Annotated in this window: 16 protein-coding genes; 10 read left to right on the forward strand and 6 right to left on the reverse strand. The window is 73.5% G+C overall.

Annotation, left to right across the window (positions count from 1 at the left end):
- Positions 1-100: 100 nt before the first annotated feature.
- The gene (locus tag ACPU2J_RS01740; protein WP_423832560.1) at positions 101-388 is read left to right on the forward strand and encodes a hypothetical protein; all 288 of its coding nucleotides are present in this window, start codon (positions 101-103) and stop codon (positions 386-388) included.
- 241 nt (positions 389-629) lie between these two features.
- On the opposite strand, the gene ACPU2J_RS01745 is transcribed toward ACPU2J_RS01740, so the two are convergent.
- Positions 630-1,319: a hypothetical protein gene (locus tag ACPU2J_RS01745; RefSeq protein WP_423832561.1), complete on the reverse strand. Its 690-nt coding sequence runs from the start codon at positions 1,317-1,319 to the stop codon at positions 630-632.
- A gap of 319 nt (positions 1,320-1,638) precedes the next feature.
- Positions 1,639-2,142: a CAP domain-containing protein gene (locus ACPU2J_RS01750; protein WP_399819832.1), complete on the reverse strand. Its 504-nt coding sequence runs from the start codon at positions 2,140-2,142 to the stop codon at positions 1,639-1,641.
- Positions 2,143-2,503: 361 nt separating this feature from the next.
- Between ACPU2J_RS01750 and ACPU2J_RS01755 the strand changes: the two genes are divergently transcribed.
- The 5 genes from ACPU2J_RS01755 (at position 2,504) to ACPU2J_RS01775 (ending at position 7,496) form a co-directional block, all read left to right on the forward strand.
- Positions 2,504-4,108, forward strand: coding sequence for a phospholipase (locus ACPU2J_RS01755; protein WP_423832562.1), 1,605 nt, complete (start codon positions 2,504-2,506; stop codon positions 4,106-4,108).
- A 271-nt stretch (positions 4,109-4,379) separates the two neighbouring features.
- Positions 4,380-4,973, forward strand: a complete 594-nt coding sequence (locus ACPU2J_RS01760) for a WG repeat-containing protein (protein ID WP_423832563.1) — start codon at positions 4,380-4,382, stop codon at positions 4,971-4,973.
- Between the two features lie 81 nt (positions 4,974-5,054).
- Positions 5,055-5,471, forward strand: coding sequence for a hypothetical protein (locus ACPU2J_RS01765; protein WP_423832564.1), 417 nt, complete (start codon positions 5,055-5,057; stop codon positions 5,469-5,471).
- Positions 5,472-5,513: 42 nt separating this feature from the next.
- Positions 5,514-6,440: an endonuclease/exonuclease/phosphatase family protein gene (locus ACPU2J_RS01770; RefSeq protein WP_423832565.1), complete on the forward strand. Its 927-nt coding sequence runs from the start codon at positions 5,514-5,516 to the stop codon at positions 6,438-6,440.
- A gap of 390 nt (positions 6,441-6,830) precedes the next feature.
- Positions 6,831-7,496, forward strand: a complete 666-nt coding sequence (locus ACPU2J_RS01775) for a PP2C family protein-serine/threonine phosphatase (protein ID WP_423832566.1) — start codon at positions 6,831-6,833, stop codon at positions 7,494-7,496.
- 67 nt (positions 7,497-7,563) lie between these two features.
- Here ACPU2J_RS01775 and ACPU2J_RS01780 read toward each other — a convergent pair whose 3' ends face one another.
- From ACPU2J_RS01780 to ACPU2J_RS01790, 3 genes are read right to left on the reverse strand one after another with little or no spacing between them, the layout of a single operon-like run.
- Positions 7,564-8,226, reverse strand: a complete 663-nt coding sequence (locus ACPU2J_RS01780) for a methionine ABC transporter permease (protein ID WP_361606458.1) — start codon at positions 8,224-8,226, stop codon at positions 7,564-7,566.
- Positions 8,223-9,239 carry a methionine ABC transporter ATP-binding protein gene (locus ACPU2J_RS01785; protein ID WP_423832567.1) on the reverse strand — a complete coding sequence of 339 codons (1,017 nt, stop codon included), beginning with the start codon at positions 9,237-9,239 and terminating at the stop codon, positions 8,223-8,225. The genes ACPU2J_RS01780 and ACPU2J_RS01785 overlap by 4 nt, the downstream gene beginning before the upstream one ends.
- Positions 9,236-10,114 carry a MetQ/NlpA family ABC transporter substrate-binding protein gene (locus tag ACPU2J_RS01790; RefSeq protein ID WP_423832568.1) on the reverse strand — a complete coding sequence of 293 codons (879 nt, stop codon included), beginning with the start codon at positions 10,112-10,114 and terminating at the stop codon, positions 9,236-9,238. Before ACPU2J_RS01790 ends, ACPU2J_RS01785 begins: the two co-directional genes overlap by 4 nt.
- A 219-nt stretch (positions 10,115-10,333) precedes the next feature.
- Here ACPU2J_RS01790 and ACPU2J_RS01795 point away from each other — a divergent pair, with 219 nt between their 5' ends.
- The 3 genes from ACPU2J_RS01795 to ACPU2J_RS01805 all read left to right on the forward strand — a co-directional run bounded on the left by ACPU2J_RS01795 (position 10,334) and on the right by ACPU2J_RS01805 (position 13,596).
- On the forward strand, positions 10,334-11,851 hold the full coding sequence (locus ACPU2J_RS01795) for a glutamate synthase subunit beta (protein ID WP_420082047.1): 1,518 nt from the start codon (positions 10,334-10,336) through the stop codon (positions 11,849-11,851).
- A 79-nt stretch (positions 11,852-11,930) separates the two neighbouring features.
- A complete protein-coding gene (locus ACPU2J_RS01800) occupies positions 11,931-12,989 on the forward strand; it encodes a hypothetical protein (RefSeq protein ID WP_423832569.1) in 1,059 nt (352 codons plus the stop codon).
- 235 nt (positions 12,990-13,224) lie between these two features.
- Positions 13,225-13,596 (forward strand): hypothetical protein, encoded by a 372-nt coding sequence (locus ACPU2J_RS01805; RefSeq protein WP_361606473.1) that lies wholly within the window; start codon positions 13,225-13,227, stop codon positions 13,594-13,596.
- Between the two features lie 81 nt (positions 13,597-13,677).
- Here the strand turns inward: ACPU2J_RS01805 and ACPU2J_RS01810 are convergent, their stop codons facing one another.
- A complete protein-coding gene (locus ACPU2J_RS01810; RefSeq protein WP_420082045.1) occupies positions 13,678-13,875 on the reverse strand; it encodes a hypothetical protein in 198 nt (65 codons plus the stop codon).
- 214 nt (positions 13,876-14,089) lie between these two features.
- Here ACPU2J_RS01810 and ACPU2J_RS01815 point away from each other — a divergent pair, with 214 nt between their 5' ends.
- Positions 14,090-14,815, forward strand: a complete 726-nt coding sequence (locus tag ACPU2J_RS01815) for an HD domain-containing protein (protein WP_361606479.1) — start codon at positions 14,090-14,092, stop codon at positions 14,813-14,815.
- The last annotated feature ends 40 nt before the right edge of the window (positions 14,816-14,855 follow it).

Genomic DNA, 14,855 nt, shown 5'->3' on the forward strand with positions numbered 1-14,855 from the left:
CGAATGGTCACCCGTGTGAGGGTCCGCACCGCAGCGAATGGCAGCACGCCCCCGGCGCAGCCCACCCCGTGCGACGATGCGTCGGCCGACAGGAAGAGCCGTGAACGTGCCGGCGAACCTGCGACGGGGGAACGCGCACCTGGTCCTGGAGCGGGTGGACGAGGAGCGACCCGGCAGTTGGCACGTCCAGGTCCTGCTCCGCGAGGACAACACCTTCCGGCTCGAACACCGGGACGGTGTGGCCGAACACCACTACCAGACGCAGACGGTCTCCCGGGAGAAGGTCCTCGGGGCTCTGCTCGGGTGGGCCCGTGGCGCGGCCGGTCGGCGGGACGGGTTCATGTGGAACAACATCTCCGGGCAGTTCGGCCCGAGTGGCCGGTACTGAGCCGTCGGTCGGCGGAGGTACCACCCGACCGGGCGGTATCGCCCGTCCCGCACGTGTCGGTCGCCGGAAGCGGGGCATCCGGCAGGCATGACACTCACCCTGTTGTTCCTTCTGCCTCTGGGGCTCGCCCTCGTGCTGCTGGCAACCGGCGAGTCTCACCACCGTGGCCGGCACCGGAGCCGCCACTGACGACGCACGCCGTGGCCGGCCCGGACGTCCGGGCCGGCCACGGTGCTGCGGGTCACTTCGTACAGGTGAAGGTCACCGCGCCTCTCCGCGCGGTCATCTTCTGGTCGGGCAGGTGCAGGGTGGCGTAGACCGTCACCGTGGTGGCACCGGCCGCGGCGGGCGGCACCTCGGCCACGTGCAGCAGGGTCTGCGTGCTGCTCCCGGCGGGGAAGTCGGCCGTGCCCGGTGAGGTCGGCGCCGGGCTGGTGCTGAGGGTCCAGTGGAAGCGGACCTTGCCCGGGCCGGTGGCGGTGATCTTCCCGTCGAACTCGGCCGTGGTCGGCTTGGTGCAGTCGACCGCGGTGCCCGCCGGGGTCAGGACGACCACCTCGGCCTTGGTCACCTTCACGCTGCCGGTGCCGGGCTTCTGCGCCGGCGGCACCACGCACACCACGCGCTTGTTCTGATACGTGACGGTGTACGCGCCGTGGCGCAGGCCCGCGCGGTCCAGCTCGCCCTTGGCGTTCACCGCCGCCCGGAAGCTCGTCCTGGGCCCGTCGACCCGGACGGCCTGCTTCGCGGGGAACCCGCCCAGGTGGAGCTTGTAGCCCGCGTCTCCCGCCGGCTTCGCGCCGCTGCCCGCGAGGAGACGGCACGAGGGCGCCGCGGGCACGGCCTCCGGCCCGGCGGGGACGACGGCCGCGGAGGCCGAGGAGGCCGCGGCGGGAGCGATGCCCATGGAGGCCGCGAGGAGTGCGGCCACGCCGAGCCCGAGACGCCGGCGCCGGCGTCGGCTCCGGATCGCGCCTCCACCCACGGGCTCGTTCGCACAACGGTTCGGGTTCCGTTCCATCGCGGTTCCCTTCGTGAGGAGGGTGAGGGTCCCCGAGGGAGTGAGGGGGAACGCGGATCCGCCGGGAGCCCGGCGCCCGGCTCGCGGCGCCCGGCTCGCAGGCACCGCACCGCGGATCGCGGTGCGGTGCCTGCCCCGCGCGGGGCGCGGCGGGAAGCCCGGGGGTGCCGGGGCGTGCGGTCCGGTCCGTGCGCGACTCGGTCGGCGCGCAACTCGGGCCGTGCGGAACTCAGTCCGTGAAGACCTGCACGATGCGGTCACCGGACACGGCGACGCCCGTCCGCTTGAAGTTGCAGTTCTTGATGGCGCCGGCGTGCGAAGCGCTCTTCAGCCAGCCGTCCACGTGGACCTTCTCGTCACCGGAACCCCACGCTATGTTCTCGGATCCGGTCGTGAAGCCGGTCGCTCCCGCCTTCTTGATGCGGTCCTGGATGCTGGACCCGTCCGACCCGACGTGGTTGGTGGTCGTGTCGTTGGCGTACTCCTGTGCCGCCTTGGTGAGGGCGGGGTCCACGGTGAGCGGCGCGCAACCTGCTTGTGCGCGTGCCTGGTTGACCAGTTCGAGGACCTTGTTCGGGTCGTTCTGCGCCGGAAGCACCGCGTGTGCCCCGGAGTTCGCGGAAGGTGCAGCGGCGGCCACGGCCGTCGTTCCGACGGTGCCCGCCATCACCAGCAGGGAGGACGCGCAGGCGAGGACGCACCGGCGCCGGGTTCGGCCAGTTCCGTGTCCCATGGGGTACCTCTTTCCTTCGGCTGAAGCGGCGGACGCAGCAGCGCCGCCGTCGGAGCCCCAAGTCCCGATTCTGCGCCGGGCCCACCCGGCCCGCATCTCTCGACGGCATCGCCGCAGGTGGGAGGCCGTATGACGGACCTTCGGGAGACCCGTTCCGCACCGCGCCCGGGCCTGCGGCCAACCGCCGTGCCCCCGCCCGGCGTGGGCTTGCGGGGTGTCCGCATCCATGCGTTCCACCCGAGGAAGGACGGGCTGGCCGGATCTGTTCCCCGCGACCCCGGACGTCTCGTACGGACTGGTAACTTCCGCAAGTCGATCTTGCTTCACCCGCAGTTCACCTGCGCTGCACGAAGGAACCACCGTGATACGTCCGCGCCACGCGGCAGTACCCGCCCTCGCTCTCGCCGTCAGCCTGCTGCCCGCCTCCGGCGCACTCGCCGCCCCCGCGGACGGCGGCACGCCCCACCTCGACGCCGTCGAGCAGACCCTGCGCCAGGTGTCCCCCGGTCTCGAGGGCAGCGTGTGGGAGCGCACCGCCGGCAACCGGCTCGACGCGTCCGTCCCGGGCGGTGCCGACTGGCTCCTGCAGACCCCGGGCTGCTGGGGCGACGCCACCTGCGCCGACCGGCCCGGCACCCGCCGCCTGCTGGAGAAGACGACGGAGAACATCGCGGCCGCCCGCCGCAGCGTGGACATCTCCACGCTCGCGCCGTTCCCCGAAGGCGGTTTCCAGGACGCCATCGTCGCGGGACTGAAGCGGTCGGCCGACGCGGGCAACCGGCTCGACGTACGGATCATGGTCGGCGCCGCGCCCATCTACCACTCCACGGTCGTCCCCTCGAAGTACCGCGACGAGCTCGTGGCGAAGCTCGGGCCGTCCGCGCGCAACATCACGCTCAACGTCGCCTCGATGACCACCTCGAAGACAGCCTTCTCCTGGAACCACTCCAAGCTGCTCGTCGTCGACGGCACCTCCGTGGTCACCGGCGGCATCAACAGCTGGAAGGGCGACTACCTCGACACCGCCCATCCCGTCTCGGACGTCGACCTCGCCCTGACCGGACCGGCCGCCGCCTCGGCCGGCGCCTACCTGGACACCCTGTGGGACTGGACCTGCCGCAACAAGTCGGCCTGGACCAGCGTGTGGTTCGCCTCCTCCAACGGCGCCGGCTGCATGACGACCCTGCCGCGCGACACCGCCGCCCCGGCGACCGGGCCGGGCGCGGGAGTGCCGGTGCTGGCCGTCGGCGGCCTCGGCGTCGGCATCAAGGACCGGGACCCCGCCTCCCGGTTCGCGCCCGTCCTGCCGACCGCGGCCGACACCAAGTGCCTGGTGGGCGTGCACGACAACACCAACGCCGACCGGGACTACGACACCGTCAACCCGGAGGAGAGCGCCCTGCGCTCCCTCGTCGGGTCCGCCACCCGGCACATCGAGATCTCGCAGCAGGACATGAACGCCACCTGCCCGCCGCTGCCCCGCTACAACATCCGCCTCTACGACGCGCTGGCGGCCAAGCTCGCGAGCGGCGTCAAGGTGCGCATCGTCGTCAGCGACCCGGCCAACCGCGGCACGGTGGGCAGCGGCGGCTACTCGCAGATCAAGTCCCTGAACGAGGTCAGTGACGTCCTGCGCGGACGCCTGACCGCGCTCACCGGGGACGCCGGGAAGGCGCGCACCGCCATGTGCTCGAACCTCCAGCTCGCGACGTTCCGCAGCTCCGACCGGCCGACCTGGGCCGACGGCCACCCGTACGCCCAGCACCACAAGCTGGTCTCCGTCGACGGCTCCGCCTTCTACATCGGCTCCAAGAACCTGTACCCGTCCTGGCTCCAGGACTTCGGCTACATCGTGGAGAGCCCGGCGGCGGCCGGCCAGCTGGACGCCTCCCTGCTGGCCCCGCAGTGGCGCTACTCGCAGGCCACCGCCACCTTCGACCACGAACGCGGCATCTGCCAGGGCTGACGGCCGGCGCACGCCCCCGTCAAGCCCGGCGCACTCCCCCGGCGCGGGCCCGGCGCACGCCTCCGCGGCCCGCTGTCGGCTCCCCCGCCTACGCTGTGCACCTGCCCCCGCGCGCACCTGCGTCACCGCTCGTGCCCCTGCGTACGGCGGGGCCCCGAAGGAGAGTCGGCACCGTGTCCAGCAGCGCCCCGTCCGTCCCCCGCGCCGTCCCCGTCGACGGGCCCGAGCCCTTCGGCACGCGCCTCGCCCTCGTCGATGCCGGCGGGGGGGGGTGGTCCGCCCGCCGGAGCTGAGCGCGGTCGGAGCGTTCCGGCCGGACGGGCAGGGCGGCCTGGTGGCGCCCGCGGCGGACCTCGACGGCCGCTGGGGGTACCTAGACGGGGACGGGCGCCGGATGTCCGGTCCCGCGCTTGGGCACGCCACCGGATTCGACGGCGAGGGCCTGTCCCGTTTCCGTGCGGACGGCGCGTGGGGCTACGCGGGGACGGACGGGGCGCCGGTGGTGCCCGCCCGGTTCACGGAGGCCGGGCCGTTCTCGTACGGGCTGGCCGTCGTCCGCACCCCGGAGGGCGTGGGCTGCGCCGACACCGCCGGAACGGTGGTGGTCGGCGGTGCGTACCGGGACGCCGGGCGCTTCGGGGTGAACGGGCTGGGCGGCGTGATGCTGCCCGACGGCCGCTGCGGGAACGAGTGGACGCGCGGGTTCCTCGACGTCACAGGGGCTCCGGCGATCGGGACGTGTACGAGTGGGCCGACGCCTTCGACCCCGGCGGTGCCTCCGTGGGCCGTGCGGCGGGTGCGCGGGCCTGGGGGGTGCTGCGGACGGACGGCTCGTACTCCCCCGTCCCCCACCGGGAACCGGTAGCGGCCCGCCCCCTTCCTCGGCCCCGACGGCCGGGACCACGTCGACGAGCCCGCGGTCACGGAGGGCGACCCCGGCGCGGCCGTGCGGGAGCTGCTCGACCTGCCCGCCCGTGAGTTCCGGCCCAGCTCCCTCCTGGAGCGCAACGAGGACCCGTACGACCTCGACGAGCTGGACGACCACGACCTGGAGCGCACCCACTTCGGCGCGGTCCGTGTCGTGGCGAGCAGCCGGCTCGACGCCGCGTGGCTGACCGAGTACCCCTTCCTCCTGGAGGAGACCCAGGAGCGCTTCGCGGAGGTCCTCGACACCTGCGAGCGGCGGCTGCGCGAACGGTTCGGCGAACCCCTCGCGCACCCCGGCACGCTCCTGCGTACGGGGGACGGCGAATGGGCCGTGGCGTGGGAGGCCGACGGCCGGCGGCTGGTGCTGCAGCTCTTCGAGCTGGTCGGGGACGGAGACCACGAGCTGCAGATCTGGCTGGCCGTCACCGACTTCTGAGCGATGTGAGGGTGACGGTCCGGCAGGGCAGGCATCACCGGTGTGCGCCGACACCCTGCCGTCCTCGCCCTCCCCGGCCTCGTCTCCGTCCTCAGCCTCCTCGCCGCCACCACTCCACCGGCTCCGTCCTTCGCCGCGCCCGCGGCCACGGCCGTCTCCGCGGCGGCCGGGACGGTCCGGCTGTCCAGCTACAACATCTGCGGCAACATGTGCTCCGGTCCCCCGTACGACCGGGAGCGCCGGATCGCGGCGGTCGTCGCCGAAGCGGATCCCTCGGGCGGCTGGGGAGCCGACCAGCTCTTCCTCCAGGAGGTGTGCGAGCACCAGTACGAGGAGCTGCTCGACCGGCTCGGCCCCGCCGGGTACAGCGGTGTGCACTCGGCCACCCTTCCCGCGGGCAATCCGGCCATCTGCGAGGGCCACGCCTACGGCAACGCCGTCATCGTCCGCGGGCCGCTGTCGGGAACGGCCGAGCTGGACCTGACGGTCGGGGGCGAGCGCGAGCCGATCACGGTCCCGTGCGCCCTGGCCCTGCTCGCGGACCGGCCCACCTGGTCCTGCTCGGTCCACCTCTACTGGGACGACGGCACCCTGGCCGTGCCCGAGGCGGACCGGCTGGCGGAGCAGGCCGGGCGGTGGCTGGCGGAGGGCTTCTCCGTCGTCCTCGGCGGGGACTTCAACCACTCCCCCCGCACGGACACCCTGTCGCGCTTCTACCTGCCCGAGCGCGGGGACGGCGCCATCGGGTCCTTCCTCGAAGCCGACGAGACCGACCGGGAGTTCTTCGATGCGGCCGGGTGCCCGCCCGCCGCGTCCGCATGCCGTTCGGGCGAGCCGACGTTCGGTGCGAAGAAGCTCGACTACGTCTTCCTGGACTCCCCCGGCTTCCGGACGGCCGACGCGGACGCCCTGCCCCTGGATCCCGCCGTCTCCGACCACGACCTGGTGCGCGTCACGGCCACCGGCTGACCACCGGGAGGGCGCGGAGCCACAGGGCTGCGGGGCTGCGGGGCTGCGGGCAACACGCTGCGTTCGGCGCAATGGCCCGATCGGGGCGCCCCGCTACGCAGGCTGTGACGGTCGGTGGAACTCTGGTCCGGAGGCCCGTGTGAAGGGGAGCCGCGCGCGCGAGCCCCGCGCCGTCGACGCGGACCTGGAGGGCTTCGCCCCGGCTGACGGTGTTCGCGATCCTCCTGGAGGGGTTGCTCGCCGCGGGCGCCCGGCACCTCGGGGAGACCCACCGTGTGACGGCCGACATCGCCACCGCCGTCGTGGGCGTCCTCGCCACGGCCCTCGCCCTGCACCGCCGGCGGCAGGAACGTCATCCGGTGCACGCCAACTCCGTTGCGGGGGGCCCTGATGCGGACCCTGCTGCAGCCGGTCCCGCACCAGGTCGGGCAGGTGCTGGCGGCCGGTCTGTACCGGCCGAGCGAGGCGGGCACCATGGTGGGCGGCGACCTGTTCGACATCCGGTCCACCCCGTCCGGGGAACGGGCCGTCATCGGCGACGTACGGGGCAAGGGCCTCCAGGCGGTGCACGCGGTCGCGGCGGTCCTCGGCAGTTTCCGCGAGGCGGCCCACGAGGGCGTGGGCCTGGAGGTGGTCGCGGCCCGGCTGGAACGCCGGCTGGCCCGCGAGGCGAAGGAGATCCCGGACGAGGAGCTGTGCTCGACGGCGCTGCTGGTCGAGTACGACAGCGGGGCGCAGCGCGTGCGGCTGTCCAACCACGGGCACGTGGAACCCGTGCTGATCTCCGGGGGCGAGGTGCGCGTGCCGGACGACCCGCCGGGCCTGCCGCTGGGCCTGGGCAGCCTGGCGGAGTCCGACGGGCGGGCGGTGTGGAGCCACCCGCTCGCCCCGGGCGACGTGCTGCTGCTGGAGCGGCTGGCGCACCGGTTAGGGGGCCGGGCGGCCCCGGGCCCGGCGGAGGTGGTCGACTTCCTCGACACCGACCTGCCCCGCCACGCCCGGAGCCTGCACGACGACGTGGCGATCCTGGCGATCTCGCCGAACGCCGCCGGCTGAGGGCTCCCGGGCCCGGTCCGGCTCCGGTTCCGGTTCCGGTTCCCGGCCCGGCCGGGTCCGGCTCCGGTCAGCGGCGCAGGACCTTGCGGGAGACCGCGTTGCCGAGGAACTGGGCCGACTGGACGAGGACGATGAGGACGAGGACCGTCACCACCATCACCGAGGTGTCGAAGCGCAGGTAGCCGTAGGTCATGGCCAGGTTCCCGACGCCTCCGCCGCCGACCGTGCCGGCGACCGCCGAGAAGTCGATCAGTGCGACCAGCATGAAGGTCAGGCCGAGGACCAGGGGGCCCAGTGCCTCGGGGACGAGGACGGTGAGCAGGATCCGCAACGGGCTCGCGCCCATCGAGCGGGCCGCCTCGATCACCCCGGGTTCGACGGAGAGCAGGTTGGACTCGACGATCCGGGCAATGCCGAAGGTGGCGACCACCGTCATCGGGAAGATCGCGGCATTGGTGCCGATCATGGTGCCGACGACCCCGCGGGTGACCGGGGCGAGCGCGACGATCGCGATGATGAAGGGGACGGGCCGGATCACGTTGATGAGCGAGCCGAGGACGGCGTGCACGAACCGGTTGGGCAGGATGCCGCCCTTGCGGGTCGCGTAGAGGGTGAGGCCCACGGCGAGGCCCCCGACCGTCGACAGGGCCAGGGTGACCAGCACCATGTAGACGGTCTCTCCGGTGGCGTCGAGGACCTTGGGCCAGAAGGTGCTCCAGTCGGCCTTCATCGCGCACCCGCTTCCACGCGGCCGGGCTCGGTGAGTCCGTCGACGACGGCCTGGACCGCGGCGGCCTCGCCGCGCAGTTCCACGGTGACGCTGCCCAGGGGTCGTCCGCGTACCTCGCCCACGCCGCCGTGGACGAGGGTGAAGTCGACGTCGTGGGCGTGCAGGAGCTTCGACAGGCCGTCGAGTCCGGGGCGGCCGTCGGCGACGGGCAGGGTGAGCAGCCGGCCGGGGTGGCGGGCGCGGAGCCGTTCCAGGAGGCCGGGGTCGGGCTCGCTGTGCCGGGCGGAGCGGACGAACGCGGCGGTGGTCGCGTGGCGGGGCCGCGCGAAGACCTCGTAGACCTCGCCGTTCTCGACGATCCGGCCGTCCTCCATCACGGCGACGCGGTCGCACAGGGTGCGGACGACGTCCATCTCGTGGGTGATGAGCAGGATGGTGACGCCCAGCTCGCGGTTGACGCGGTGCAGGAGTGCCAGGACCTCTTCGGTGGTCTGCGGGTCGAGGGCGGAGGTGGCTTCGTCGCAGAGGAGCACCTTGGGGCGGGTGGCGAGCGCGCGGGCGATCCCTACGCGCTGACGCTGGCCGCCCGAGAGCTGTTCGGGGTGGCGCGCGCCATGCCCGGCGAGGCCCACGAAGTCCAGCGTCTCCTCGGCGCGGGCGCGGGCGGCCGCCCGGCCGAGTCCGGCGAGGCGCAGCGGGTAGAGGACGTTGCCGAGGACGGTGCGCGAGCGGAAGAGGTTGAACTGCTGGAAGATCATGCCGATGTCGCGGCGGATGGGGCGCAGGCGGCGTTCCCCGAGGGCGCCGATGTCCTGGCCGTCCAGCAGGACGCTTCCCGAGGTCGGCTCCTCCAGGCCGTTGACCAGGCGCAGGAGAGTGGACTTGCCGGCGCCGCTGTGGCCGACGACTCCGCAGACCGTGCCGGCTTCGACGGTGAGGCCGACGCCGTCGACGGCGCGTGCTCCGTTCGGGAACTCCTTGGTGACGTCGCGGAGTTCGATGGCGGCGGTCATCGTCGCAGCTGCTTCTGGATGCGCTCGACCTCGGCCTGGAGGTCGGCGGCGGGCAGCTCGACGTGGTGGGCGGTGCCGTTGCTGGTGCGGCGCACCTCGTCCTGCACGGCCCGGGAGGCGTAGAGCCTGACGACCTTCTGGTAGTCGGCGTTGTCCTTCTGGTCGGCGCGGGCGGCGATGACGTTGAGGTACGGGACGGACGCGGGGGCGGCGGGGTCGTCCTTGAACAGGGCGGTGTCGGCCTTGATGCCGGCGAGTTCGGCGACTCCGTCGTTGATGACGGCGGCGTCGGCGTCCTGGAGGGTGCGGGGAGTCTGCTGGGCGTTGACCGGGGTGAGCTTGAGGTGCTTGGGGTCGGCGGTGATGTCGTCGGGGGTGGCGAACAGGCCGGCGTCCTCGCGCAGCCGGATCAGCTGGGCCTGTTCCAGGACGCGCAGTGCGCGGCCCTGGTTGGCGGGGTCGTTGGGGAGGGCGATCTCGGCCCGGTCGGGGAGGTCGGCGAGTTGCCGGTGCTTGCGGGAGTAGAGGCCGAGGGGGACGACGGTGGTCGCCGCGATGGGGGCGATGTCGGTCTTGTTCTCGGTGTTGGACTGGGCGAGGAACACCAGGTGCTGGAAGGCGTTGAGCTCGATGTCGCCCGCGCTGAGGGCCTTGTTGGGGAGCGAGTAGTCGTCGAAGACGACCGTCTCGACGGTCAGGCCCTCCTTCTTGGCCTCCGCGGCGAGGACGTCCCACTCCGGGGAGTCGCCGGAGACGCCGACCCTGATGCGGTGGTCGTCCGCGCCGCCCGCACCGCAGCCGGACACCAGGAGGGCGAGGGCGGTGGCGGTGGACGCGGCGAGCAGGGCGCGCCGGCGCGGCAGTGCAGAAGTCATTGTGTGATCCATGTGCGGAGGAGGGTCAACGAAGCGGTGAATGGATCGTAGATCGAATAAGGCATCAAGCCTTCGAATGAAAGGTTCTCTTCATGAATCTGAAACGATTACAAGAAGCATCGGGGCTCTGACTTCTGCCTTACGCCGCAGACTCGTGCGGCGTAACCTGGTCGAACCGGCACAGAGCGCGCGTACGCGAACGATCCAGGGAGGCGGCGCGTGACCGATCCGTTCGGCTTCCTCAGGATCCCCCGCGAGCCCGTCCCGGCCCGGCCCGTCGGGGAACGGCTCCACGACTGGCACGAGGTGTACGCGGGACAGGCGCTGCTGCCCCTCGTCGCCCGTCAGGCCGACCGCTGCATGGACTGCGGGATCCCCTTCTGCCACACGGGCTGCCCCCTGGGGAACCTGATCCCCGAGTGGAACGCGTACGCCGCACACGCCGACTGGCCCGCGGCCTACGAACGCCTGCTCGCCACCAACAACTTCCCGGAGGCCACGGGACGGCTCTGCCCGGCCCCCTGTGAGGACGCCTGCGTCCTCGCCATCAACGCCGACCCGGTGACCATCAAGAACGTCGAGCAGGCCATCGCGGACGAGGGCCTGCGCAGCGGCCGCATGGTGCCCCGGCCTCCGGAGCGCAGCAGCGGCCGGACGGTGGCCGTCATCGGGTCCGGCCCCGCCGGGCTGGCCGCGGCGCAGCAGCTCACCCGGGCCGGACACGCGGTCACGGTCCACGAGCGCGCCGACCGGATCGGCGGCCTGCTGCGGTACGGCATACCGGAGTTCAAGATGGAGAAGGCCGGCCTGGACCGCCGCATCGAGCAGATGCGGGCCGAGGGCACGGTCTTCGTCACGGGTGCGGACGTGGGCGGCTCCACCGACGCCGGCCCGGCCGCCGGACTGCGGGGCCGGTGCGACGCCCTCGTGGTCGCGGTCGGCGCCGGCGAGCGCCGCGAGCTGCCCGTCCCGGGCCGCGCGCTCCGGGGCATCCACCAGGCCATGGAGTACCTGACCTGCGCCAACCGGGTGCAGGAGGGGGACTGCGCCGCACCGGACATCACCGCCGAGGGCCGGCACGTGGTCATCGTGGGCGGCGGCGACACCGGCTCCGACTGCCTGGGGACCGCCCTGCGGCAGGGGGCGCTGTCCGTCGTCCAGATCGACATCAACCCCGAGCCGGGCACCGGCCGCCCGGAGGCCGACCCCTGGCCCGTGTATCCGCGGACGTACCGGATCTCCCACGCCCACGAGGAGGCGCGCGGGCACGCCGGCCGGGACCCCCGGCTGTTCGCCCGCGCCACCCTCCGCTTCGACGGGGACACCACGGGCCGGGTGCGGGGGCTGCGGCTGACCGCCGTCGAGCCGGTCTCGCGCAGCGCGCTGGCCGGCACCGAACACGTCGTCCCGGCCGGACTGGTCCTGCTCGCCCTCGGGTTCTCGGGCCCGGAACGCGCCGGCGGACTGCGGGAGCAGCTGGGGCTCGAGCTCGACGAGCGCGGCAACTTCGCGCGCGACGCCGGCTTCGCCGCGGCCGGCGGACGGGCCCCCGGGGTGTTCGTGGCGGGCGACGCGGGCCGCGGCCAGTCCCTGGTGGTGTGGGCCATCGCCGAAGGCCGGGCCGCGGCCGCGGCCGTGGACCGCTACCTGACCGGCTCCACCTGCCTCCCCGCCCCCATCGCCGCCCACGACCGGCCGATGACGGCCCTGGGCCGCATGCGCTACGGCGAGTTCTGAACGGGCGTCGACCCGCGCGGCCGCACCGGCCCGCGTAACCGGCCGGCACGCGCCCTACCCCGGCTGCGATCATGGAGCCATGCACACAACGGGGGACGAACGGATCGGCGTCGTGGCACGCGGTACGACGAGGACACCGGGCGGCGTCGAGCCGCTCCCGGGCGGGCGGCTCCTCGTCCGCACACCCGGACGCGCGGAGGTGCACGACCGCGAGGACTTCCTCGCGGGCCGGACCGACCGTCCCGCGCACGTCCTGCGCACCGGGGAGGGCGAGCGGGCGGCCCCGACGGCCGACGGCGGCTTCGTGGTGGCCGGGCCCGCGTCGGTGCGCGCCGTAAGCCCCGACGGCAGCACCCGCTGGACCCGTCCGCACGACCCCTGGCACGGGACGGGCGGGGCGCCCGCTGCCCCGTCGGTCAGCCCGGACGGACGGCTGGTGAGCGTCGTCGTACCCACCGTCGAACCCGAACGGGACAAGGCGGCGCTCGTCCACGACCAGGGGCCCCGGCCCGACTACACCTGGGACGCGCTGCTGCTCCTCGACGCGGGGACGGGCGCGGTGATCGACCGCAAGCAGCTCCGCTCGCTGACCTCGGGAACCGTCCAGGCCTGGCGTGCGGACGGCACCGCCCTGGGGGTGTCGTGCTGGACCGCCTGGCACAGCTGGTCGACCTGGTGGGCGCAGCCGTCGGCCGACGGGCTCCGGTTCCTCGGCGGCACGTGGATGCACTCCGTCGCCGGGTTCCTCCCGGGCGGCGGGGCACTCACCCAGCGGTTCGCCGAGCACGTCTTCCCCGACGACGACCGCGACGAGCTGGCGGTGTACGACCTCGCCTCGGCGGAACGGACGGCCCTGCTCGACCTGACGGAACTGGGGGTCGATCCGGAGAACGACGAGTTCTCCTGCGCCGAGGTCCTGGACGGGCGGCACGTCCTGGTGCCGGGCCGGGTGTACCCCGAGAACGCGCCGCCCGAACACCGCCACTGGCTCGTACGGGCGGAGGGGCTGCGCCCGCTGGGCCGGCTGGACTACCCGGTCCCGGCCGGCGAGGAGGTCACCCCGCTGGGAGACGGCACCTGGCTGACCCGGGACGGCGACCTGCTGCACCGCTGGTCGCTCGCGGACGCCTCCGCCTGAGCCGGTACGCCGCGGTCCCGCCCGGGGCGCGGCGGACCGACGGCAGGGCCAACCGACGGCCGGGCGGGCCGAACGGGGGGTCCCGCCGGGCCAGGCGGGTGACCTTCCGCACCGGTTGGCCCACCCCCGGTCGGCGTGGCGGCCGCGCCGTGGTGCGTTCCGGCCGAAGGTGGGGGAACCGTCCGCAACTCGCTGTGGGCCGCCTTCGCCGGGAGTGTGAGTGATGCGCCGCTTGATGTCCGTCCTGCCAGCCGCCGCCGTCCTGACCGGAGCACTCGCCGTTCCCGCGGCGGCCGCCGCGGCGGACCCGATGCCGATCACCTCGCCCTACGTCCAGGCCGCGGCGGACGTCAGCGCCTCCGGGGCGCTGCGGCGGGCGAAGAACATCGACTGGGTGCGGCACGTCAACACCGGCCGCTACTGCGTGAACGTCAGCGAAGAGGTCAACCTGGCCTTCAGCGTGGTCCAGGTCGAGCTGCCGAACACCAACCGCCGCAGCTTCAGCACGGCCCCCAACGGCGTCTGCGGCCCGGACGCCATCACCGTCTACACGTACGACCTGCGCGGCAACTACGTGGACAACGCCTTCACGGTCGCCGTGCTGTGATCGTGCCGCACGTGTGAGGACGGGGCCCGCCGGTGTCGGCGGGCCCCGTTCCGCATCACCGCGGTCCCGCCGTCCCCCGGGTCACTCGCTGCCCCGTCCGCCCCCGAAGTTCAGCGCGTGTTCGAGCACGTCCTCCAGAGGGTCGTCGATCTGGCCGGTGCTGATCAGCGCCACCACCGGTGCGTTGTGGGAGTCGCGGTGGACTTCGTCGGCGGCGGCGGGACCGGCCGCCAGGAGGGTCAGGGCCACCGCGAGAGCGGCTTTCACGATCTTCGACATGGCCTGCCCAACGAGCCGCGCGCCCACCGGACACGGGGCCGCACCACGGCGTACGGACCCGGCGTGCGGGCCGCGCCGCACGCCGTCCACCTTTCCCGGTGAATTACCGGCGTGCGCTCCGCCGTACGGGTGAAGACGGCGCGGCGCGTCGTGATCATGCTGCTGAGATCGGGCCACCGGCGCCCCGCCGGTCCCCCGATCTGGAAGGCAGTACGTGTCCCACGGCCAGCAGGAGTACGTCCGAGTCATCTGCCCGCCGGCGGCCGCCACGCTCGGCACCGACGGACACCACCCCGGAGACCGGCTGCTGGCCGCGCTCGGCCCGGGTGAGGTGTTCATGATGGGCGACAACCACACCCTGCCCGCGATGCCCGAACGCCCCACCCTCGCCGACTACTTCCGGCTGCGGCTCGCCCTGGACCCGTTCACCGTACGGCACATGCTGCAGAGCGCCCGGCGGGCCCGCGAACAGGGGCTGGACGACAAGGTGGTGCTGGCCTGCCTGCTGCACGACATCTCCGTGGCGGGGCTGCTGCGCAGCCATCACGGGCACTGGGGCGCCCAGCTCGTGGAGCCGTACGTGGACGAGGAGGTGGCCTGGGCGATCCGCCAGCACGAGGTCCTGCGGTACTTCCCGGACGACAGCGTCGGGTACGGCTACCCGCAGGCCTACGAAGGGTTCTTCGGCGCCGAGTACGAGCCCCCGGAGCACACCAGGGAGGCCTACGCGACGGCGCGCCGGCACCGCTGGTACATGTCCGCCCGCATGATCACCCTGAACGACGTGTACACCTTCGACCCGGCCGCGGAGGTGGAGTTCGCGGAGTTCGAGGACGTCGTGGGCCGTCACTTCCGGCAGCCGGAACAGGGGCTGGGCTTCGACGGGTCGCCCGTGGCCCACATGTGGCGCACGATGATCTGGCCCAACAACTTCCTGTGACGGCCCGGGCGCCCCCGCAGGCGGGTGCGCCCGGCGTCGG

The organism is Streptomyces manipurensis (assembly GCF_049570255.1).
In the GTDB taxonomy this organism is placed as follows: domain Bacteria; phylum Actinomycetota; class Actinomycetes; order Streptomycetales; family Streptomycetaceae; genus Streptomyces; species Streptomyces manipurensis.